The sequence below is a fragment of the Paenibacillus sp. ClWae2A genome (assembly GCF_032452295.1).
Taxonomy (GTDB): domain Bacteria; phylum Bacillota; class Bacilli; order Paenibacillales; family Paenibacillaceae; genus Paenibacillus.
In genome coordinates, this window is sequence record NZ_JAULSQ010000010.1 from 125,502 (window position 1) to 148,809 (window position 23,308).

Sequence of the window (23,308 nt, forward strand, 5' to 3'; positions counted from 1 at the left end):
GGGCAGAGCTGTGAAGCGATTTAGTAGAAAACGAAACTTGGGAGACTCTATTTTTTCCATCACCAATGGCATATTTATGTTGCTTGTCATGGTTGTTACGTTATATCCTTTTTTAAACACCATTGCCGTATCTTTCAATAACGGGCTGGATACGATCCGCGGGGGGATCTATCTCTGGCCGAGGGAATGGACGCTGCAAAATTACGTCTCCGTATTCCAGAATCCGAATCTGACACAAGCCGCATTTATTTCGGTTGCCAGAACTGTGGTCGGAACGGTAGTACAGCTGTTCTGTACAGCTATGCTTGCCTATGTACTGAGCCGCAAGGAGTATATGTTTAACAAATTAGTCACGACGCTGTTCGTAATGACGATGTATTTCAGCGGAGGCTTAATTCCGGGATACATGCTAATCAAACAAGTGGGGCTGCTGAACAACTTCTGGGTATACATTATTCCAGGTTTGATCGGGGTGTTCAACATGATCGTCATTCGTACCTACATTCAGGGGCTGTCGGAGGGATTGATTGAATCCGCGAAGATGGATGGAGCCGGAGATTTTCGGATTTTCATGCGTATCGTGCTTCCCTTATCCAAGCCGGTTCTGGCTACGGTTGCACTGTTTATTGCTGTAGGTCAGTGGAACTCCTGGTTTGACTCCATGTTGTACACGGCAGGAAATCGGAATTTGACCACCTTACAGTATGAACTGATGAAATTGTTATCCTCTGCGACCTCACAGGGGGGAACCGTCAACGTGGATTCATTTAAAAATGTAACCAACATGGTGACGCCTGTATCCATTCGGGCAGCGATCACGGTTGTGACGGCCATGCCGATCGTTTTACTGTATCCGTTCTTGCAAAAATACTTTGTGACTGGACTCACCATTGGAGGGGTAAAAGAATGAAAAATGCAAATCAAAGCGAACAATGCACGTTTAACAATCCGATTATGCCCGGGTTTTATCCAGATCCGTCCGTATGCCGGGTGGGTGAGGATTTTTATCTAGTGACATCGACATTTGCCTATTTTCCTGGCGTTCCAATCTTTCAGAGCCGTGATCTTGTAAATTGGAAACAGATTGGCAATGTGCTGGACCGTCCTTCGCAATTAAATCTTCAGGGAGCAGGCCATTCACAGGGGATATTCGCTCCAACGCTTCGGTATCATGAAGGCACTTTCTATATGATTACAACCAATGTATCACATGGCGGCAATTTTGTTGTAACCGCTACCGACCCGGCTGGGCCATGGTCTGATCCTTATTTTATTGAAGGTGCAGAAGGCATAGACCCTACAATTTTCTTCGATGATGGCAAAGCATATTACCTTGGTACACGTCCTTGCTCTGAGGGAGTTCGTTATAATGGCAATTGGGAAGTTTGGCTGAGGGAGCTTGATCTGGGCAGTATGAAGCTGGTGGGAGACAGCTACGTTCTGTGGCGCGGGGCGATGGTGGATGTTATCTGGCCGGAAGGACCGCATCTGTATAAGATCGATGAATATTACTATTTATTGATTGCAGAGGGAGGCACAGGGCCAAACCATGCCGTGACCATTGCTCGTAGCAAAAGTTTGACCGAAGGATACGTTGGGAATCCGAATAATCCAATCATTACACATCGCCATTTGGGTAAACGTTACCCTGTTGTTAATGTAGGACATGCCGACTTGGTGCAGGCTGCGAACGGTCAATGGTTCATGGTCATGCTTGCTTCACGTCCATATGGAGGAAGCTTTAGCAATCTGGGGCGGGAGACGTTCCTTGCTTCTGTTGTTTGGGAGGACGGATGGCCTGTTGTTAATGAGGGCCGCGGAATCCTGGAGGAGCAGGGCACGTTGGATTTGAAGCCTGCTCCGGTAGAGCCGCAACTGCGTTTTGATCATTTTGACAGCGATCGTCTGGGCTTGCAGTGGATGTTTCTGCGCAATCCCCAGGAAGACCTGTATTCATTAACCGAGCGAAAAGGATATCTGCGACTGAAGCTGAAACCGCAAACATTGAAGGAAAAAGAAAATTCCAGCTTTGTTTGTCTGCGTCAAAGGCATATGGATTATGTCGCAGCTACAGCGATGGAATTTGTGCCCGGGAATGCCAACGAAACGGCTGGTCTTGTCGTCATTCAGAATGATCTGTATCACGTACGGATTGAGCGTGCTCTGGCCGAGAATCAGCAGGTGCTGCGTGTGCTGACCTGTATAGATGGTCAGGATACCCACATTGCGCAAATCGCGCTGGAGGGTGATGTATCGCGAGTGTATATCAAACTGGCGGCGACAGGTCAGCAACTAAACTTCTATTACAGCACGGATGGAAGTCAGTATCATTTGGTTGCAGAACAGGTGGATACAAGCAGCTTGAGCACCGAAGTAGCCGGCGGCTTTGTTGGCTGCTGTATCGGGATGTTTAGCAGCAGCAACGGGACTTCATCTGATCAGGTAGCGGACTTTGACTGGTTCGAATATGGTTCATACTAACGTAAATAAAAAGGGAAGCTCAATCCAGCAGCGATGCTAAGGGTTGAGCTTTTTTCTAGTCCGTTTATCTTATTATGAAGCATCCCCACAGGTATTGACCCGGTTTACATCCAAAATTTCGTTCACATGATGTTCTTCGAAACGGTCTAGCAGAGCGTCCAAACCATATTCTAGCTTGTGCTCAAGCTCCTCCAGGTAAATGGGGAGGACTGCGTAGAAGTGCACAGTCTGTCCATCTTCCATGTCGAGTGTCAGGAAATCCTCATCGGCCTCAAGCGGAGGCAGCAAGATAAAGGCACACATGTCTGTGTTATTGGAAAATGGCATTGCCGGATCACCATTCGGCACCGTATGCCCCCAACTTAGCCAGGTATCGTAGTCATGCGGCAAACGAGCCATCGTTTTTAACCAGCGTATTGGCCAGTAGTTGTCCGACTCCTCCAATTCCTCCTCTAATAGTGGCCAATCCGGCGGCAAACAAATCATCAGCTCTGCGTACTCATAGTCCTGTGCATCTTCAGGCGTGTTCATAGGCAAGGCGCTCATGCCTGTGGTGTACAATGTGTAATAATTTCGTTCTGGTGTTGGACGAATCATATGGACATCGATATGAACCTTGTCCGAGAGCAACTCATGGAATACAGACTCGGCTTCACCGAGATATTGGTCAGCATGTTTCTCGATTCGCTCCAGCCATTCGTCTTTTGCATAAGAAGTAGACTGCCACTCACGATTCATATCCTTATGACGAAAGATAGGAACGCCCGAGGGTGAATATTCGGATGGTTTGGACATGCTTACAGCTCCCCTGCACAGTATAATGTACTTGCTTTTTCATCTTATCATATCATGTGAGTTGAAGTCTGAACCTCGTTCTATGGTATGATATGAGCATGTTGACGAGTTCGATTGAAGGGGCATAGCGTATGAATCAGAGCATACAACAGTTTAAAGCGGATTTTTTCAAAGCGTTGGCACACCCGATGCGGATTCAGATTCTGGAGCTGCTGAGTGAAGGAGCCAAGAACGTGAATGAACTGCAAAGCATTCTGGGATCGGAAGGTTCTGCCGTTTCACAGCAACTGGCTGTATTGCGCAGCAAAAACGTTGTCCACGGAATCAAAGAAGGGACAACCGTCACCTATTCACTGCGTGATCCGCTGATTAAGGACCTGCTGGCAGTCACCAAACAGATTTTTGACAATCATCTGGTTGATGCCATTTCCATGCTGGAAGATATTCGTAAAGAGTCCTGACACAATAAACAAGAGCAACTGGGGTAATCACCGGAGGTTCTTGTTTTTTGTGTTAGGTGCCCGTTGGAATTGTGCGTAATCCGATTGACAGGACGTATGCAGGGGAGTAGTCTTTTAAATATATTCAAATATTCAAATATATGAAGAAAAGAAGGTTTTTGTACATGAGATGGATGGGGAGATATGCAGGGTATAATGCTGCCGCTTTTCGCAAGGATCTGTTATCGGGACTGATTGTAGGTATCATTGCGATTCCACTCGGTATGGCGTTTGCCATCGCTTCCGGGGTCAAACCGGAGTATGGATTGTATACCACAGTAATCGCAGGGATTCTGATTTCTTTGCTGGGTGGGTCCAAGTTCCAGATTGGCGGGCCAACGGGGGCATTCATTCCAATCCTCTTTGCCATTGTGATGCAGTATGGATATGAAAATCTGCTGATCGCCGGAATGATGGCTGGTTTGATGCTTGTACTTATGGGCGTATTCAAGCTTGGGGCGTTAATCAAGTTTATTCCAAGGCCAGTGACTATCGGTTTTACGGCGGGGATCGCCGTCATTATTTTTAGCGGACAAATTACGAACTTTCTGGGACTTCGAGGTATCGAGAAGCACGAGGATTTCTGGTCCAATATGAAAGAAATCGGGATGCATATCTCGACGATCAATATATACAGTGTGCTTACAGCTGGAATCTGTCTGGCTGTTCTTCTGCTTGTGCCCAAGTTTGCACCAAAGGTGCCTGCATCATTAGTGGGGCTGGTTCTTTCGACGGTAGTCGCAACATTCTTTTTTGAAGGGCAGGTGGCTACGATCGGTTCGTCCTTTGGCGCCATACCTAACTCTTTGCCTCAGTTTCATATGCCTGAGATCACTTGGGAACGTATCGGGAACTTGCTGCAACCTGCTTTTGTTATTGCCATGCTGGGTGGAATTGAATCGCTGCTATCCGCAGTTGTTGCCGATGGCATGACTGGAAGTCGGCATAACAGCAATCGAGAGTTGATTGGGCAGGGGATTGCTAATATAGTGACGCCGTTATTTGGTGGTATTCCTGCAACAGGAGCGATTGCACGTACAGCAACGAATATCAAATCCGGCGCAGTATCGCCATGGTCTGGTGTGATTCACGGTGTAGTGGTTTTGCTAGTACTTGTTCTCTTTGCGCCATATGCATCCCACATTCCTCTTGCCAGTATGGCTCCCGTTCTGATGCTGGTTGCCTGGAATATGAGTGAACGGAGATCCTTCATGCATGTCATGAAAACCAAAACGAGCGATTCACTCGTTCTGCTTATTACCTTTTTGCTGACCGTATTTACAAGTTTAACAACGGCTGTAGAGGTTGGGTTGATTCTGGCTGTCCTTTTATTTGTTAAACGCATGAGTGAGATGTTGAAGGTTGCCAAAGTGTTGCCCGATCCCGATCATAAACATGAGAAAGTCATGGCGCACATGGTTCGGGAAGGACATGACTGTCCGCAAATAAGCCTGTATACAATTGAAGGGCCACTTTTTTTCGGCGCAGCGGATATGTTCGAGAAGTCGGTCATGGATTCGATTCATCGGCGACCAGGCACTCTGCTGTTGCGCATGGGCAAGGTGCCTTTTATGGATACAACAGGTGAATCCAATCTGGCCCGTGTTGTCAAACATATGGAGAGATCCGGGGGCAGGGTTTTACTTTCAGGCATTCAGGCGCAACCGTTGGAGATGCTGAAGAGAACAGGATTGATTGAACGAATTGGTCTTGATCATATGTTTGAGCACACGGGTGAAGCCATCAATTATGCATTAGGGCATCTGGATGATCAGAAATGTAGGGGGTGCAAACATTTTGCCTTTCGTGAATGTGCTGCATTGTCGAGCGCTGGCACCGATCCAGAGCGTAATAACCTGCTGAAATCTGGAAAGCGGACCAATGCAAATAACCCTATCTAATCAGCAAAAGAGATCGTGTTAAAATGAACCTTGAATATGAATATAGCCTGATGGATGGACACTTTGAAAAAAGTGTCCATCCATCAGGCTAATTTCAGACGTGGGAGCAGGGTGCGCCCACGTCTTTTTTTATTTTTCATAAGATTAAGTAATAGACGGTCTAGATATCATTCCAATAAATTCCTATGTACGATATATTAAGAATATATTAATAGAGAAGGAAGGGAATAATGTGTTCTACCGAAAATGGTTTACCGTTTGCCTGACAATTGCGTTGGTGATGTCTTCCCTAGTATTCATTGAACCTACGTATGCTGATGAAGGACCTATCGTGGATGAAAGGTACGAACCGAACGAGGATGGTAGTATTTTTATTGAAGGTGTAGGTATTAATTCTCGAAACGAAATGGTCCGACTCGAAGTGAGTACAGGCGACTTTATTGAAGTTGGACATCGTAAAGAGTTTAAAAGTGTCACTTTATTTGAGGAAACGGTTAAGGCTAATAAAAATGGATATTTTAGTGTGACTACCTCGCCTATAGATCCTGCGCTGGTACAGCGTAATCAAATTACAATCTCTTTTTATGATGAGAGAGGAAAAGAGTCTAGTGTTTCACCACAATATCCTCTGCCCATGCCTAATCTGGATAAAAGTGCCTTATATGAAGATCCGGATATTATAAAAGAAGGCCCGTATGACAAGTATAAAGACGGTTACACTCCACCGGTTAAGAAAGAAATAGATTATACACAGTATGGTGTAGGTACAGCAGCACCCAAAGTAACTACAGCAAAGCAGATTAAACAAATCGTAAAACCTGTATCCGTAGCAGCAAGTAATACACATGTTATTGCTTTGGCAGCTGATGGTACCCTGTATGGCTGGGGAGATAATCTACATAACGAAATTAAAGATAGCGCTTATCCAGTACTGCCTGTGACAAAAATAAATAAGCTCTCGAATGTAAAGAAAGTAGGCGCCGGGGAACGGTTTTCACTGTATTTAACCAAGCAAGGCGAATTGTATGGTTGGGGAGATTTGAACTATTTAGGCGTCAAAATGAAAACAGGCACCCCTCAAAAAATTACACTTGTACCCGAGACAATAAAGGATTTAAGTGTTTATGGCAAAGGTGTCGTACTGTTGACAAATTCGGGGAATGTGTACCAGCTTGGAGGAGCCGGCGGTACAGGCATGAAACTCTTAAAGAATCATCACCGGAAAATTGCTATTAGAGATGTAGTGGATGTGACCATTGGTGATCTTGATCGTGCATACGCCGTTAAGAAGGATGGTACAGTCTGGTACTGGAACACCAATATGAAGGAGAAAGAAACTATAGCTACACAAATGCAGGGATTTAAAGACATTAAACAAATCTCTTCGGCTGGAGCTAACGGTCCTTACCTGATTGCCCTTGATAAAAAGGGGAACTTGTGGGCTTGGGGCAGTAATTCTTCACGCCAATTAGGCTTCAATGTTACCCAGAAGTTATATAAACCACTCATGATTAACAGGGGACCTATCCGACTTAGTGGTGAAGAAATGACCTACCCACGAGAAGATTTGGTGTACAAAACCATTTCCGCCGCGGATGATGGAGCATTGGTGGTCACTAACCAAAATGAAATGTTATTCATGGGATATGGTGCTGGGACAGTCAAATTTGCGAGTACGAAGGAAGCCCAAGACTCTTACAAGAACGTAACGCTCATTGAAACAAGTTATCAGAACATGTACTGGGTATCGAGTGGCAAGTTGTGGGCTGCAGGGTACCATAATGACTACGGTCAGCTCGGTTTCGGTGTTAAGTTGAATTAAATATCATTTCACAGTGAAGGAGCATACATATGTCCATTCAACCGACAGCTTTACGTTCAGTGCTTAACCCCAGGTACCTGGAGTCTGCATTGAGTGATCAGTATGACATTGGAACATGGGAAGAATGTTTGTTTTGGCTTAGAGGATTGAATGATACCTACCGGGTTCGCACGTCTAGTGGCATGTATATTCTCCGTATCTATCGTACTGAAATCACGGAGGCAGATGTTAAGTATGAGCTATCGTTATTGTCTCAACTGAAGAACGTTCTAACTTCTGCGGAACATACCGACATTGGAGAATACATCGAGAAGAAAGATCATACGGGATATACGGTGTTGGAGGCTGCGGAAGGCAAGCGGGTTGCTGTGATGTTTCGGTATATTGAGGGTACGGAGAACAACCTGGAGGATGAGGAGTCTTGTTACGCCTTTGGTCAATCTGCCGCTGAATTGCATAAGGCTATGGATCAGGTGATCGTGGGGCTTCCACGCTATGAGCTTGATTTGAAATTTCTCATCGACGAACCCCTTGAGCGAATTATCCACTATATCGGTGAGAACAATGCAGCAGCAGCATTTCTCCATACGTTTGCCACAACATTAAAAGAACGCATCGTTGCCATCTCCAGACAAGACCTGGACTTTGGTCTGTGCCATGGCGATATGCATGGGAATAACAATGTGTTTCAACAGGAACATCAGTTCATCCATTATGACTTCGAGTGGGCAGCGAAAAGCTGGCGTGCTTACGATCTGGCCCAAGTGAAGGTGCGAAAGAGACAGTCTGAAGATCAAAAGGCAGTATTATGGAAAGCACTCATGGCAGGTTATCGTTCAGTCAGAAGCTTCTCTGCCGAGGATGAACAGGCGGTTGATCTCTTTATTGTTGCTCGCCGATTCTGGGTGATGGGACTAGATGTTGCTTTTATTGAGAGTGATACGGGTGCGCTGGACTATGGTTCGGATTGGCTGGATAGTTTCGTGGAAGAATTCCGGGATATGGGTATTGTTGGTTAATCATTCAATGAAAAATAGAATATAGTCATCATCATCATCATGCCGCCAATCTGGCGGCTTTTTTGGTTTGAATAGAAATTACATATTTGTGCAGTAATACGTTTACTCGGCGAGTTCAATAGACTTGTCATTGAACTTGTACCCAACACCCCGAATTGTACGGATATAGTGTGGCTTGGCCGGATTTTTCTCCAGCTTCTTCCGCAGATTATAGATATGTACCATGACTGTATGTGTATCGCCCATATGTACATCATCCCAGAGCAGCGAGAAAAGCTGTTCATTTTTGTATACGCGATTAGGGTTTTTCGCTAGGTGGAACAGTAATTTGAATTCCTTGGCCGACAAAGCAATGGGTTTGTCACCTACGAGCACACGGTGGGTGGCTGGGTCGATGAGTAGTTGATCAAATACCAGTGTTTCATCCATCTGTTCCTCTGGCTTCTGTGGCATGTTGTTTCTCCGAATATGGGCCTTGACTCGTGCAATCAGCTCAATCGGACTAAATGGTTTGGAGATAAAGTCGTCCCCTCCCAGCCCAAGTCCGATGACTTTGTCTGTGGCTTCGTCCTTACAACTTACGAACAAAATAGGTACATTACTCGTTTTGCGAATCTCACTACAGATCTGGAAGCCATCCATCCCGGGCAACAGCACATCCAGCAGTACAAGATCCGGTGAGTGCTCCTCTGCGGCTCGAAGTGCTTCCACGCCAGTATAGGCAGACACGGTCTGAAAACCTTCCCGTTTCAAAGACATCGTCAATAATTCATTGATTTCATGGTCATCATCGACAATCAAAATCGTATTTTTCAAAGACATACGGCGTTCATTCTCCTTATGTTTATCGCTTTAGTCAAAGTCCGTATCCTTCCAATCGTTCGTCGAAATATGCAGAATCGTCATCCATGCTTTCTGTTTCAAGTATCGCATGTGGACCGGGATAAGTCGATTGGGTACACAAAATTTGATATGAAATTGAGGTTAACTTGAATTTCAATTTATGGTCTTGAGGATTAAGCTCCTTCTATAATTAATGATATTAAAACTTGTGCGTTCCAAGTTGATTTACTGGGGGGAGATAGTACTCGTGAATGGTATTGGGGGGAAACGCCTGAAATGGGTGTTGTGGAGTGTGGCAATGCTTGGTGCACTGGTAATCAGTGGGTGTTCATCCGACGCTGCGCCAGACCAGATCAGAGAAAAGACGCTTGGAAGCTCATCGAATGAAGTCATCGTCGGAGCGGTATGGCCTTTTGAAAAACAGAATGAACAATTCCGTGAAGGGCTTCAGTTGGCGCTGGAGCAGATTAACAAGGAGGGTGTTCTGGGAGGCAAGGAAATTAAATTGCTGGAGATGGACGATGGGGCTTCCACGACAAAGGGTATGGCCATCGCGCAGCAATTCGCCGATAATCCCTCCGTCAGTGCGGTCATTGGACATCGGGGATCTTCCGTAACCGTACCAGCTTCACGCATATATGCCAATGCTGGCATTCTACTGTTGTCCCCGGCATCGACATCGCCAAAATTGACCGATGTGAGCAGTCCTTATATTTTCAGGAATATACCGAATGATAATCAGATCGGGCAATCACTTGCCCTGTATGCTGCGGGCACGAAGCATCAGAATATTGCAATCTACTATACCGATGACGAGTATGGTAGAGGGCTCGCGAATGCGTTTGAACAACAGGTTACGTTATCCGGGCAGAATGTAGTTGACCGTGTATCCGGTTATAAGGACGGAGCAGATATGATGCGGATCGTGAATAAATGGGAGACCCTGGACACCGATCTGATCATGGTCGCGACAAGGGCGGACGAAGGAATTACGTTTGTCAAAGCGCTCCGCGCGGCGGGTATGAACACCCAAGTCATTGGTGGGGATGCGCTTGACTCTGCTGAATTTGCACAAGGTGGCGGGTCCGTAGAAGGGGTTATCGTGGCTTCCGTATATGATGACCAGGGGCAATCGACCATCAATCAGGATTTCCGATCCCTATACATTCAAGAATATGGAAAGGCGCCAGACAAATGGGCAGCACAGGCTTATGATTCCCTGAAACTGCTCGCTGCTGGTATAGATGAAGCAGGCTCCCGAAGTCCGAAGGATATAGCAGAAGCTTTATCCAACCTGACGTCCTGGGAAGGGGTGACGGGTGAACACTTCTTCGATGCCCGGGGCGATGTTCAGGGAATGAGCATTGTGATGAAGAAGTTACAGCAGGGCAAGTTTCAGACCTTGAATGAGACACCCGTTTCGGGTTCATCACGAGATTCAGCGAAGGGTTCAAGACAGGGAGGACAGGATGAATAAACAGGTTTTTCGAAAAGTAGCCCTTGAGCGGCTGTCTTCTCCTGAACAGCTGGATAATCTGGTACGTGTCACCTCTCCTCGTGGTTGGTTGATGCTCATCGGAGCAGGTTTAATTCTGGCAGCTGCGCTGTATTGGGGAATATTTGGCACCATGACCACGAAGGCAGAAGGACAAGGTGTATTGATTCGGCCGGGCGGTCTAAAAACAGTACACACCTCTTCAGAAGGCGCAATCTCCGATATTGCAGTGGTGGAGAATGATACAGTTCAGCAAGGAGAGGTGATTGGTCGGATCGAGCAACCGGCATTGCTGGACCAGATCAGGCAAACGAAGCTCGCCATCGTCAATCTGCAAAGCGCTTCGTCCCAAAGCAAGTCAGGGTCTGCAGCGGAGCTGAGAAAGTTAAAACAGCAGCAGGAGCAGCAGTTACTTAACTATGAGTACCAGACTCGAGTGGTCAGTCCTTACACAGGAAAGGTTACCGAGGTGTTAGTTAAGAATGGAACGTATGTGGATGAAGGAACGGAGATGTTCCGGATGGAGACCTACGGGTCTCAGACGGATGAATTAATAGGGGTTATGTATGTGCCGGTGAATCAAGGAAAGCAGTTACTTCCGGGCATGGAAGTACGTGTCTCGCCGAGTACCGTTAACCGTGAAGAATATGGCTCCATGATTGGGCAGGTCGTTTCGGTGTCTGAATTCCCGGTAACGGTACAGGAGTTACAGTCTACGCTGGGTAACGAGGGTCTTGTGGAGCAGATGGCCTCACAAGGTCTCTCGCTGGAGGTGCGCGTTAATCTCTCACCTAACTCGGAGTTGTCGAGTGGGTATAACTGGACAACCAGACAAGGTCCACCTGTGCGTCTGAATAGCGGAATGACGGTGGAAGGGACCATTACGGTTCATTCGCAGCGACCGATCGCAACCGTCATTCCCTATTTCAAATGATGAGTCAATATAGTCTAACAGGCACAGGGAGGAGGATGGAGTAGTGGCCCCAAGAAGAGTGAAAACGCCGACGGTATTACAAATGGAAGCTGTAGAATGCGGAGCTGCCTCACTGTCGATCGTACTTTCCTATTACAAAAGCTTCATTCCACTGGAAGAGCTTCGCATGTCCTGTGGTGTGTCCCGTGATGGTAGTAAAGCGAACAATATTCTCAAGGCAGCAAGGCAATATGGAATGGAAGCCAAAGGATACCGCAAAAATCCGGAGGATCTGAGAAAAATGCCATGGCCAGTCATTATCCACTGGAACTTCAATCACTTTCTTGTATTGGAAGGCATTCAGAAGGATCGTGTGTTCCTCAATGATCCGGTTACGGGTCCGCGGGAGATAACCTTTGAGGAATTGGATCAGTCGTTCACGGGTGTAGTACTGACGATGAAGCCTGCGGAGGGTTATGTTCCACAGGGCCAAACATCGAGTCTGCTTAGCTCTCTCTCCAGTCGTATCAAAGGCTCGGAGAAGGCGCTGATCTATGCGATCATAGCAGGCTTGTTTCTGGTTCTGCCGGGTCTGGTCATTCCGGTATTCAGCAAAATCTTTATTGATCAGGTCTTACTTGGTCATCTGAACAATTGGTTATTCCCGCTGCTGATTGGTATGGGAATAACGGCGCTGCTGCGTGGATTTCTAACGTGGTTGCAGCGTTATTATCTGCTCAGGCTGGAGATGAAGCTGGCTTTAAGCTCATCCAGTCGTTTTTTCTGGCATGTACTCCGGCTGCCCATTGAATTTTTCTCCCAACGGCATAGTGGAGACATCGCATCAAGGGTCGCTATTAATGACCGGGTCGCGCAGCTATTGTCTGGACAGTTAGCTGTCGCGGCACTAAATTGTGTCATGATCCTGTTTTATCTGCTCCTGATGTTGCAGTACAGTGTATTGCTGACCATGGTCACGGTTGGGGTATCCCTGCTTAATCTTCTATTCATGCAATTTATCACACGTAAGCGCAACGATCAGAATCTGCGCCTGTTGCAGGAAAGCGGCAAGATGCAGGGTGTCTCCATGAATGGACTTCAAGTTATTGAAACGTTGAAGTCCAATAGTTCTGAGACTGATTTTTTCGTCAAATGGTCAGGTTATCAGGCAAAACTATTGCAATCCAATCAACAATTTGGCGTATCAAATCAGTTCCTGATGTCTGTTCCCGCACTGTTAACCAGTCTGGGAGCTGTTTCCGTGTTGTTTTTTGGTGGTTTTCAAGTCATGGACGGGGCGCTGACCATTGGTTCGCTGGTTGCTTTTCAAAGTCTTGCAGCAAGCTTCAGTCAGCCTGTGAATGAGATGGTCATGCTGGCCGGAACGATTCAGGAAGCAGGGGGAAGCATGAAACGTCTGGATGACGTGCTGCAATATCCGGTGGATCGTCAAATTCAATCGGATTTGGATGAAGCAGACGAACAGAAGGATACCGCCAAGTTATCCGGTCAGGTGCAGATCAGTAATCTGACATACGGATATAGCAAGCTGGAAGCACCATTGATCGACCAGTTTAATCTGTCCATTCAGCCAGGCATGAAGGTAGCTTTGGTTGGCGGTTCGGGCAGTGGGAAATCCACGATCGCGAAACTGATTGCCGGAATCTATGAACCATGGGAAGGCGAGATTCGATTTGATGATCTGCGCCGTAATGAGATATCAAGGCATCGGATGGGCAATTCTCTGGCCGTTGTGGATCAGGAGATTGTGCTGCTTGAAGGTACGATCAAGGAAAATATTACATTCTGGGATGCGACGATTCCAGAGACGGATATCGTTCGTGCAGCCAAAGATGCCGTAATTCATGACCATATTGCAGAACGTAGCGGTGGGTATGACCACATGATTTCAGAGAATGGCGGTAACTTCAGCGGTGGACAGCGGCAGCGCCTGGAAATAGCCAGAGCCCTTTCGGGCAATCCGTCAATTCTGATCCTGGATGAGGCGACGAGTGCACTTGATCCGGCAACAGAGAAGTTGGTCGATGACAGTCTCCGGCGCAGAGGTCTGACCTGTATTACGGTGGCTCATCGTTTGAGCACCATCCGGGATGCCGATGAGATCATTGTATTGGAACGCGGGAAAATTATTGAACGGGGAACGCATACGTTTTTGATGGAGCAAAACGGATATTACACCCGTCTCATTCAGAGTCAGTAATAGGGGTGCAGAAGGGGGTGGAATAGTGGCAGAGCCAATTAGGCCGGATATGGCTTCATTTTTTGCAAAGGTTGGAACGGGTCACGATGTGGAAGGAAATAACCCTATTTTGATCACGGATGAGAACAGTGTATGGTATGTCGCCTCCGGTTACGTCGATGTATTCGCCGTAGTCATGGAAGGAGAGAACGCTGGAACAAGACATAAACGCCGTTATATGTTCAGTCTGGATGAGGGTGCGCTCTTGTTCGGATTTGACAATGATCAGATGCTGGAACGTATGGGATTGTTGCTGACAGCGTCGGTCGGTACGAAAGTGTTCCGGATGGACAGGTCGCTCTTCTTGAACGAAAGAGCGAACGAGCAATGGGATAACGATTGGCTGGCGTCCAAGGTAGATCAGTGGATTGGCAGCTGGTCTACAGCACTGAATGTACGGAATTCACCGCTGGAATTCACGCTGTTGGAACCCGGAGAAGAACAGAGCCTGGTCCCTGATCAGACCTGGAGACCCATGCGTACTGTGTGGATTAAGGTGAAGGATGGCTTGGTATTGTGGGGGAAAGAACATGCCGTTACTACAGAAGATGCCGATTACATACCCGTAACATCCTCGGGCTGGCTGGAAACGCAACAAGCGGCTGTGGTCGATGTAAAAGTAACGCAGTCCTGGTTACCCACAGATTCGTCACTTCACGGGTTATATGCCTTTCATCGATTAATTGTCAGCAGGCTGGCAGTTGTCGTTGCCAAGGAACGCTTGCAGGAACAGGAACGCTTGCAACAGCGTACGGAGCATGATGATTCCCTTATGGACCATGCGCTCAAAAAGCTGATCGCCGTTACCGGACCCGATGAGCAGCAAGTCGTTTCCTTTTATTCTAACGATCCGCTCTACCCTGTAGGAAAGGTCGTTGGAGACTATGCTGGCATCGTGATGAAGCCTGTTACACGGAAATTAAAAAGCCAATCGAAGCGTTCACCTGTTCAGGAGATGGCGGAAGCTTCCGGTGTACGTTCCCGCCAGGTTGCACTTAAAGGGGAATGGTGGGAAGCAGACAATGGACCGCTTGTTGGATATCTGGAGACTTCAGGAGAGCCGATTGCGCTGATTCCGTCAGGGGCTAATTCCTACCGATGGGAGAATCCATTGCACGGGGAAAAAGGAATCGTCAATGCGGAAATGGCGGCTATCATACAGCCGATGGCATACATGTTTTATCGGCCTTTTCCTGCCCGGGAGCTTGGCATCAAAGACCTGCTTCAGTTTGGTGCTCACCACTCGGTTCGTCGGGATCTCGTGATGGTGATTCTGTTGGGGGCGCTGGCTGGATTACTGGGCATTATGGTACCGCTCGCCAGCGGTATTCTGGTGGATACCATTATTCCGGAGTCTTATCGAGGGCCGTTGGTACAGATGGCCTTTATCCTTATCGCAGTGGTTTTATCGATTGCCTTGTTCCGACTCGCAGGTTCACTTGCCGCTCTGCGTATGGAAGGACGGGTGGAGAATGCGGTTCAGGCTGCCATCTGGGATCGATTGCTGAATTTGCCGGTTTCGTTCTTCCGAAACTATTCAGCCGGGGATCTGGCTTCCAGAGCGGGAAGTATCAATGCGATCCGACAGCTGTTATCCGGTGCAGTAATCAGTTCGCTGCTGACAGGCGTGTTCTCCATTTTCCAATTTGTATTATTGTTCCGGTATAGTCCTGTTCTTGCCTTGGTGGCGGGTGGTCTTGTCCTCATCTCCATGTCATTTACCATTGCGATTGGCTTGTTACAGGTACGTTACCAGCGTCGATTGTTGGAACTTCAGGGACAGATTGCCGGAACAGTACTTCAGCTATTGAACGGAATGAGCAAATTTCGGATGGCAGCAGCCGAGAATCGGGCATTTTTCTTGTGGGCCAGGGCATTCGCAGAGCAGAAAAAGTGGTCCTATAAGGTCCGCATGCTGGATAACTTCTCCGGTGTGTTCCAATCCTTTTTCCCTTTGCTGACATCAATGGTGCTGTTCTATCTTGTGGTATCTACCCATTCGGCAATGTCTGCAGGACAGTTTATCGCATTCTTCGCTGCATTCACCAGCTTCCTCATGGCCATGCTCGGTATGGCTACAGCACTTTTATCCGTGGTGAACATTGTTCCATTATATGAACGGGCGAAACCCATCCTCAAAACGTTACCTGAAATCCATGATCAGTTGGAAGATCCAGGTGAGGTAAGCGGGGCAATCGAGATTCGTCATATCCAGTTCCGGTATGAAGAGGATCAGGCGCTTGTGTTGAATGATCTGTCGATGGATATCAAATCAGGACAATATGTAGCCTTTGTCGGTGCATCGGGTTGTGGAAAGTCGACGCTGATGCGACTGTTGCTTGGTTTTGAACAGCCCCAGAGCGGCTCTATTTATTTCGATGGTCAGGATCTGCGTTCCCTCGATATTAGTTTGCTTCGCAGTCAGTTCGGCGTGGTGTTGCAAAATAGTAAACTGATGTCCGGTGATATTTTCACGAACATCACAGGAACGTCAGATCTGACGATTCAGGATGCTTGGGAGGCCGCAGCCATGGCTGGATTCGATGATGACATCCGCAGTATGCCCATGGGCATGCACACCGTAATTTCCGAAGGTGGGGGTACGCTGTCTGGTGGGCAACGGCAGCGATTAATGATTGCCAGAGCGATTGCCAAACGGCCGAAGATCCTCTTTTTCGACGAAGCCACGAGTGCATTGGATAATCGGACACAGCGTATTGTGAGCGAAAGTCTCGGCAAGCTTCAGGTGACACGGATTGTAATTGCACACCGGCTCAGTACGATTACACAGGCGGATCACATCTATGTATTTGATAAAGGAAGAATCATTCAGTCCGGCACCTATCAGGAGCTGATGGAGCAGAACGGGCTCTTCGCAGAACTTGCCAGCCGTCAGCTAGCGTAGATTTGAACTAAACTTGAAGTAACCTTGAGCGTTGCTTGAAACTGGGCTGTTATGCTGAATAAGGTAAGAAACCAAATCGATCTATTGGAGGAATCATTACATGAGTTGGACAGAAGAGCAGATTAAAGAAACGGTTAACGCAGTTATGGCTAAAGCAAGTTCGGATGCAGCATTCCGCGCATTGGCTGTAAGCGACATCTACGCAGCAATTCAGCAAGAAACGGGTCAAGAAGTACCACGGGAGTTCAAAATCAATGTAGTGGATGGAACAGGTTACCACGCAACGATTGTATTGCCAGAAGCACGCGGCGAGGCGGATGAGTTGACAGAAACCGAGCTGGAGTCTGTTGCTGGTGGCAGCAAGGATGGAGCAACTGATTTCTTCAATGGCGTTGGTAGTATTGCCGAGGATGCTGCAAGAACAGCCATCCGTGTTGGAGAGAATGTTGGTAATTCTTACGCGAAATAGTTCTTATCCATACTTATATTAAATGCAGTGAATAAGTTGGAGTGTGATCCGCCTAACCAGGTAGGGTCGCACTCCAAATTGCTTAACACGAGCCTGGAAGTCCGCTGTCTGATCAGGAATTTAGTGCAGCAGTCACTATGGCTAAAATGACGAACAAGAGGGTGCCTGTGTGTCAAGGAAGACAGCTTTCTCATTGAAATGGATCAAATCGTTCTGGATGATTTTGTTCTGTATGGTATCTGGAATTGCGGCAGGATTATACGTTCCTGAGTTGGCTCATGCGGTATCACGTTTTGGCGATCTGTATCTGTCCTTTCTGAAGATGTGTGTCATTCCCATTATGATGACCGCTATCATCTCCAGCATCGGCAGTCTGTTGATCCAGAGTGGAGCGATGAAGATGATCGTTCGCATGTGCTTGGTATATACCTTGGCGTTGGTATTCTGTGGTCTGCTGGGTCTCAGTCTTGGGGGGATCGGTCGCCCGGGTGCGGGGTTGCCAGAAGAATCCAAGCATGTACTTGGAGCTATTGTATACGATCTGAGCGCCGATACCAGTTCCTTGTCCGATGAGAAACCGCAAGGGGTATTTTCATTTTTGCTTAATATGATCCCATCCAATATATTCACAGCGCTGACGGAAAACAATACGCTGCAAATCTTGTTTTTTTCCGTGATCGTTGGGGTGGCAGTCGGCATGATGCGGACATCGCAGGGAGAAGATGTGCTGAAGATTGCTGATGTATTGTTTGGGGCGTTTCAAAAGGTGATCTCCTGGTCCATGTACGCATTGCCTTTTGCACTCTTCTGTATGATGGCAGGGCAGTTCGCGACGCTAAATATGGATATTTTACCCGCCATGATGAAGTTGATCATGATGTTTTACATTTCCAGCGTGATTCTGATTGTTCTATCTCTTGTGATAATGGCTGTGACCTTGCGGAAACCTGTCCGGGTCATCCTGTCTGCATTGAAGGATACGTTAATTCTGGCATTCGGTACACGTAATAGTATTGCCACCGTTCCGACCTGTATGGATGCGTTGAGTATGAAGCTTCAGCAAGATTCACGTATCGTTCAATTGGTCGTACCCCTGGGAATGATCATGTGCCGATACAGTATGGTACTCGTGTATACGCTGGGCATCACCTTTACCGTGCAATTGTACGAATTCGACTTCACGTTGTCGCAGTGGATCGTGGTGCTTGCAGGGGCAGTGGTGATATCCATTGCGGGTGCGGGCTCCCCGGGTGTCGTCTCTATTGGCATGATCGCGATTATTGCGGGGATGCTTGGTCTGCCTTCCGAGGTCACCATCATTCTGCTCCTGGCTATGAATCCGATTATTGATCCCATCATTACGGCTGCAAATGTATCGATTCAATGTCTAACAACTTCACTATTATCAGCCAGAAAGGAAAACTATGATCACTATCAAACGGTTAACGCGCCAGGACAGGTTGAAGTATAAATCGTTCATGTTTCAGTGGTTATACAAACAAGTAGAGCAGAGCTTGAATGATCCGCTTGAATCAGACCGATTCATAATGATGGGGGCAGAGTCTGACGGTGTCCCGGTGGGTCTGCTTGTGCTTGAACAGCGGGGTGGAGACAGACATGCAGTCTTGCAGTGTATCTTTGTATCGAAGCCATGGCGCAGGCAAAAAATCGCTACACTCCTGCTCCGGGAAGCACGAAGCTTATGTGTGGAGAAACAGCTGGCTACGCTCTCCTTGAGCTATTACTCCGACAAGTCTTCTACGGATGCAATCGAATCCTTATTACATAAGGAAGGTTGGACACAGCCGCAATGTGAATCGGTTGTTTTCCATATTCATCTTCACAGTGGGATTGCTCAGACAGCTTGGCTAAGGGAACGCGCTATCCCGCAGGGGCTGGAGTTATTTCTCTGGGTAGATCGCGAGGAAGGACAACTCAGACAATCCATTGAAGCAGGAGGGCTTGATTTCCCTTCATTTCTGTCTCCGTTCAAAACGTTTGCTCCCCCGGAACCAAGCAACAGCTTCGGTATTCAATCCACACAAGGAATTCAGGGATGGTCGATGACGTATCGACTGGACGAAGACACGATTTTGTATGATGTACTATATATTGCGCCGGAATATCAACAATTTGGTCTGGCTTTTCAGATGCTGGGCAGATCCATCCGTGTTCAAACGGAGGCAGGTATCCCTCATGCGATGTTCACGGTTAACCAGAGTACACCGGTCATGATGAAGCTTGCCCGGCAGTGGCTTGCACCTTATTCCTGGAAGACGAGTGAGAAGCGAAGCAGTTATATTCGATTGGAATAAGGAGAGGAGGACGAATATGACAGACAGAGAGAACACCAACACGAAGGATCGTATCGTGATTACAGGAATGGGCGTATTATGCGCACTCGGCGATCACCCGCAGATGGTATATGAGCGTATGTTTGGTGCTGAGACCGGAATTCGGGAAGTCACCCGCTTCAACACGGATAAGTTGCAGAGTTCACTTGCAGGCCAGTTGGAGGATTCCATCCGAGAGGCGGCACTCTCGGGCACAGCGGAACTATCCATGGATTTGTGTGCACGGTATGCCATTGCTGCTGCAAAAAAAGCGTTAATTGATAGTGGCCTTTCAATAGCACATACGGATAACCTGAAGCAACACGACAGTGCAAATGAAACAGGCGGACAGCCAACCGTTGCTCCTGCGCGGATTGGACTCACGCTGGGTACGTGTAACGGTGGAGTTCTATCTTTGGAAGAACAGTGGAACCTGTCTGAGTTGGACGTCGATCATACGTCCCGGTATCCATTTTATCAGCAGGGCGATGATGCAGCGCAAGTTCTGGGTGTGGAAGGTCCGGTCGCAACGTTAAATACGGCATGTGCTGCGAGTGGCAATGCCATAGGCTATGCAAGTGATCTCATTCGCTGGGGGTATGCCGATGTGATGCTCGCTGGTGGATCTGACCCATTGTCGCATAGTGTATATGCCGGATTTAATGTACTCCGTGCACTTAATTCCCGTCCCTCTTCACCCTTCAGCACCCAATACGGATTGAATCTGGGAGAAGGTGCAGCCTTCGTGGTACTGGAGAGACTGGATGCTGCACTTGAACGTGGCGCTACGATTTATGCTGAATTATGTGCCTATGGATTGAGCAACGATGCCCATCATATGACGGCTTCTCACCCGGAAGGTGCAGGCATACAACGAGCAGTGGAGATGGCGATCAGCCTTGCCGGAGTATCCAAAACGGATATTGAATATGTCAACGCACATGGGACAGGGACACAGGCGAATGATCGTGCTGAAATTAGCGGCCTGCGGGGGAGTTTCGGGCCTAATATGACGACTCCCGTCAGCTCAAGCAAGGCCTATTTCGGTCATACACTGGGCACTTCTGCTGCATTGGAACTGGTTACCTCGCTCTACGCCATCAGGCAAGGATACGTTCCTGCTACGCTTCATTTCGAAGAACCGCGTGAAGGCTGCGAGGAAGTGGATATCATTCAACATTCAATGCGCCCGATGCGCCCCAAATATATGATCTGCAACAATTCGGGCTTCGGAGGACACAACGTTTCACTTGTGCTACGTACGAATGGAATCGAAGAAGAACGTTATTCGGGCGTGCAGAATCCTGAACGTGAAAATTCACTTGAAGGGCATCAGGGCAAGACAGTCCCCAGACGACGTGTTGTCATTACTGGAGTAGGTGCCGTCAGCAAAGGGGATATCCTAATGGGGAATGTACTCACGGCTTTTGGTAAGGACGCCGATCAGATGACGACCACTTCCTTATTCTCGTTAAAAGATTACGATAAGAGCAAATATGAGCGCAGAATGAATCAGCTCACACAAAATACAATTGGTGCAGTCCTTGCGGCGGTGGAGGATGCAGCAATGAGCGAGTCTCAGCGGGAATATACTGGCTTTATTTATGGCACAGCACGAGGAAGTACGAGCAGTATTTCAAACTTTCTGGAATCTGTATTTGTCAAAGGCCCGGAGTATGCAAGTACGATCTATTTCCCGCACACGGTCATTAATTCCATCGCTGGTCAGACGGCTGAGAAATTGCAATTTAAGGGATTCAATAGCTCCTTCAGCACAGGAGGCAATGAAGGGCTGACTGCGGCGCTGTATGCAACGGGCAAGATCCGAGAGGGAGCCCTGACGTCTTGTCTGATTGGTGCTGGAGATGAACGATCCCAGCTTGCGGAGGATATCGACCGTGCCAAAGGATTGCATGATAGCCGTTACGATATGACGGAAGGCAGTGTTTGTATGGTGCTCAGTGATCTGGAAGAAGCTATTCAGTCCCGATCCGGGATCTATGCGGAATTGAGAGGACTCGGTGCTGCTTCTGGAACAACGCAGGACACTGCAAAGCTGGGGGAGGCGTTGATCCGGGCTGTTACCGATGCACTCCATGAAGCTGGAACAGATATGGGGCAGATGGATCTCATTTTACTCAACTCAGTGGGACGTCCCGGTGAATTGGAGTTAGAGCAGAGCGCCATATCTTCGATGTGGAAAGGTGAAGCTGCACAATCCGTGCCGATCATTACCCTTAATGCCTGCGCTGGCTATGGAGAATCATACAGTTCGATGTTACATCTCGCAGCGGCTGCTGAGCTTGTGAGCCCGGGAGCCATGAATGAATGTGCCAAAGGAACTTACGCCCATCTGGGCCTGCCTGAGCGCAGTTCTGCATATCGTCATATTTTGACCATCAGCTCTACAGTGAATCGAAGTTATTCTGCTGCAGTTATCAGTAGCGTCGCTGAATGAAGATTGTTAATTGAGAAATTATAGGAGGCTTACACATATGACAGTTAATTACGAGGTAGAGATGGATGAGATCAAACAGACGATCAAACAAACGTTATTAATTGATCGGCTCAAACTGGAGGACATCACCGCAGAGGAAATTACAGATGACATGATTTTATTCGGTGAAGAACTGGGACTGGACTCTGTGGAGGCGTTCGAGGTTATGGTTGGTATGGAAGAAGTGTATGGCGTGATGGTGGAGGACCTTCCCGCGACAGAGCTACAGATTCATCTGAAAAATGTGCAGTCTATTGCGGAACTGATTATGGTCAGAAAGACCAAAGGAACACGAAGCCAATGACCTTTCGTGATCACGTCGTTGTGGTTACAGGCGTAACAAGGGGCATAGGCCGGGCCATAGCGCTGAGATTTATTGCGGAAGGAGCCATTGTGGCAGGCATCTATGTCAGGGATGACGCCGCGGCGGATGAGCTAACTGCAGAGGTAAAGGCAGCTGGTGGGCGGATGCTGTTGTTTAAAGGTTCGGTCGCGGACCAGGGTTTTGTAGCGGATGTGATGAGAAAGGTATTTGATACATTTGGCCGCATAGATGCCTTGATCAATAATGCCGGAAGAGTGAGCGACCAGATGGTGCTACGGATGGAGGAGCGGCAGTGGAATGAGGTGCTGGACACCAATTATGTTGGCGCCTGTTATTGTTCACAGGAAGTAGTCAGTTATATGCTGCTTCAGGACAGGGGGAGCATCATCAACTTGGTGTCAGTGAGCGGCATATATGGCAGGGAAGGCCAGTGCAATTATGCAGCTTCCAAAGGCGCTTTGATGGGTCTGACGAAGTTGTATGCCCGCCAGTATGCCGCACAAAACATTCAGGTCAGTGCCATCGCACCCGGTATGATTGATACCGAGATGACGGGGGAAGTGCCGCAAGAGAAGCTTAATGATTTTCTACGTAACACCCTGACCGGAAGACAAGGGTCTGCGGAAGAGGTGGCTGAAGCGGTGATATATCTCGCAGGACCTGCGGCTTGTTATCATACCGGACAGACGTTAAAGCTGGATGGTGGATTTTTGCGTTAAGTTTGAATTTGATATTGAGATCAGAGGGAGG

18 protein-coding genes are annotated in these 23,308 nt (G+C 47.8%); 16 read left to right on the plus strand and 2 right to left on the minus strand.

Going from position 1 to position 23,308, the window contains the following annotated elements; genetic code table 11:
• Window positions 1-10 precede the first annotated feature (10 nt).
• Both QVE09_RS24005 and QVE09_RS24010 read left to right on the plus strand, forming a co-directional pair.
• Window positions 11-910 (plus strand): carbohydrate ABC transporter permease, encoded by a 900-nt coding sequence (locus QVE09_RS24005; protein ID WP_315938839.1) that lies wholly within the window; start codon window positions 11-13, stop codon window positions 908-910.
• Complete coding sequence (locus tag QVE09_RS24010; protein WP_315938840.1) at window positions 907-2,481, plus strand: glycoside hydrolase family 43 protein; 1,575 nt, start codon at window positions 907-909, stop codon at window positions 2,479-2,481. Before QVE09_RS24005 ends, QVE09_RS24010 begins: the two co-directional genes overlap by 4 nt.
• 72 nt (window positions 2,482-2,553) lie before the next feature.
• Here the strand turns inward: QVE09_RS24010 and QVE09_RS24015 are convergent, their stop codons facing one another.
• Complete coding sequence (locus QVE09_RS24015) at window positions 2,554-3,276, minus strand: suppressor of fused domain protein (RefSeq protein ID WP_315938841.1); 723 nt, start codon at window positions 3,274-3,276, stop codon at window positions 2,554-2,556.
• A gap of 131 nt (window positions 3,277-3,407) precedes the next feature.
• On the opposite strand from QVE09_RS24015, the gene QVE09_RS24020 reads away from it, so the two are divergent.
• From QVE09_RS24020 to QVE09_RS24035, 4 genes are all read left to right on the plus strand, one after another.
• A complete protein-coding gene (locus tag QVE09_RS24020; protein ID WP_017690603.1) occupies window positions 3,408-3,737 on the plus strand; it encodes an ArsR/SmtB family transcription factor in 330 nt (109 codons plus the stop codon).
• Window positions 3,738-3,901: 164 nt separating this feature from the next.
• Window positions 3,902-5,677, plus strand: a complete 1,776-nt coding sequence (locus QVE09_RS24025) for a SulP family inorganic anion transporter (protein ID WP_315938842.1) — start codon at window positions 3,902-3,904, stop codon at window positions 5,675-5,677.
• 232 nt (window positions 5,678-5,909) lie between these two features.
• Window positions 5,910-7,499: an RCC1 domain-containing protein gene (locus QVE09_RS24030; RefSeq protein ID WP_315938843.1), complete on the plus strand. Its 1,590-nt coding sequence runs from the start codon at window positions 5,910-5,912 to the stop codon at window positions 7,497-7,499.
• A 29-nt stretch (window positions 7,500-7,528) separates the two neighbouring features.
• Window positions 7,529-8,518: a phosphotransferase gene (locus tag QVE09_RS24035; protein ID WP_315938844.1), complete on the plus strand. Its 990-nt coding sequence runs from the start codon at window positions 7,529-7,531 to the stop codon at window positions 8,516-8,518.
• Between the two features lie 102 nt (window positions 8,519-8,620).
• Here QVE09_RS24035 and QVE09_RS24040 read toward each other — a convergent pair whose 3' ends face one another.
• Window positions 8,621-9,340, minus strand: a complete 720-nt coding sequence (locus QVE09_RS24040) for a response regulator transcription factor (protein ID WP_315938845.1) — start codon at window positions 9,338-9,340, stop codon at window positions 8,621-8,623.
• A 268-nt stretch (window positions 9,341-9,608) separates the two neighbouring features.
• On the opposite strand from QVE09_RS24040, the gene QVE09_RS24045 reads away from it, so the two are divergent.
• From QVE09_RS24045 to QVE09_RS24090, 10 genes are all read left to right on the plus strand, one after another.
• On the plus strand, window positions 9,609-10,838 hold the full coding sequence (locus QVE09_RS24045) for an ABC transporter substrate-binding protein (RefSeq protein ID WP_315938846.1): 1,230 nt from the start codon (window positions 9,609-9,611) through the stop codon (window positions 10,836-10,838).
• Window positions 10,831-11,790 (plus strand): NHLP bacteriocin system secretion protein, encoded by a 960-nt coding sequence (locus QVE09_RS24050; protein WP_315938847.1) that lies wholly within the window; start codon window positions 10,831-10,833, stop codon window positions 11,788-11,790. Before QVE09_RS24045 ends, QVE09_RS24050 begins: the two co-directional genes overlap by 8 nt.
• 43 nt (window positions 11,791-11,833) lie before the next feature.
• Window positions 11,834-13,990 carry an NHLP family bacteriocin export ABC transporter peptidase/permease/ATPase subunit gene (locus QVE09_RS24055; protein ID WP_315938848.1) on the plus strand — a complete coding sequence of 719 codons (2,157 nt, stop codon included), beginning with the start codon at window positions 11,834-11,836 and terminating at the stop codon, window positions 13,988-13,990.
• A gap of 25 nt (window positions 13,991-14,015) precedes the next feature.
• Window positions 14,016-16,934 carry an NHLP bacteriocin export ABC transporter permease/ATPase subunit gene (locus QVE09_RS24060; RefSeq protein WP_315938849.1) on the plus strand — a complete coding sequence of 973 codons (2,919 nt, stop codon included), beginning with the start codon at window positions 14,016-14,018 and terminating at the stop codon, window positions 16,932-16,934.
• A gap of 100 nt (window positions 16,935-17,034) precedes the next feature.
• A complete protein-coding gene (locus QVE09_RS24065) occupies window positions 17,035-17,403 on the plus strand; it encodes a hypothetical protein (RefSeq protein WP_315938850.1) in 369 nt (122 codons plus the stop codon).
• Window positions 17,404-17,572: 169 nt separating this feature from the next.
• The gene (locus QVE09_RS24070) at window positions 17,573-18,874 is read left to right on the plus strand and encodes a dicarboxylate/amino acid:cation symporter (RefSeq protein WP_315938851.1); all 1,302 of its coding nucleotides are present in this window, start codon (window positions 17,573-17,575) and stop codon (window positions 18,872-18,874) included.
• A gap of 7 nt (window positions 18,875-18,881) precedes the next feature.
• Complete coding sequence (locus tag QVE09_RS24075; protein ID WP_315938852.1) at window positions 18,882-19,718, plus strand: GNAT family N-acetyltransferase; 837 nt, start codon at window positions 18,882-18,884, stop codon at window positions 19,716-19,718.
• A 16-nt stretch (window positions 19,719-19,734) separates the two neighbouring features.
• Entirely contained in the window at window positions 19,735-22,194 is a 2,460-nt protein-coding gene (locus tag QVE09_RS24080; RefSeq protein ID WP_315938853.1) for a beta-ketoacyl synthase N-terminal-like domain-containing protein, read from the plus strand.
• Window positions 22,195-22,231: 37 nt separating this feature from the next.
• Window positions 22,232-22,537, plus strand: coding sequence for a phosphopantetheine-binding protein (locus QVE09_RS24085; RefSeq protein ID WP_315938854.1), 306 nt, complete (start codon window positions 22,232-22,234; stop codon window positions 22,535-22,537).
• The gene (locus QVE09_RS24090; RefSeq protein WP_315938855.1) at window positions 22,534-23,277 is read left to right on the plus strand and encodes an SDR family oxidoreductase; all 744 of its coding nucleotides are present in this window, start codon (window positions 22,534-22,536) and stop codon (window positions 23,275-23,277) included. The genes QVE09_RS24085 and QVE09_RS24090 overlap by 4 nt, the downstream gene beginning before the upstream one ends.
• The last annotated feature ends 31 nt before the right edge of the window (window positions 23,278-23,308 follow it).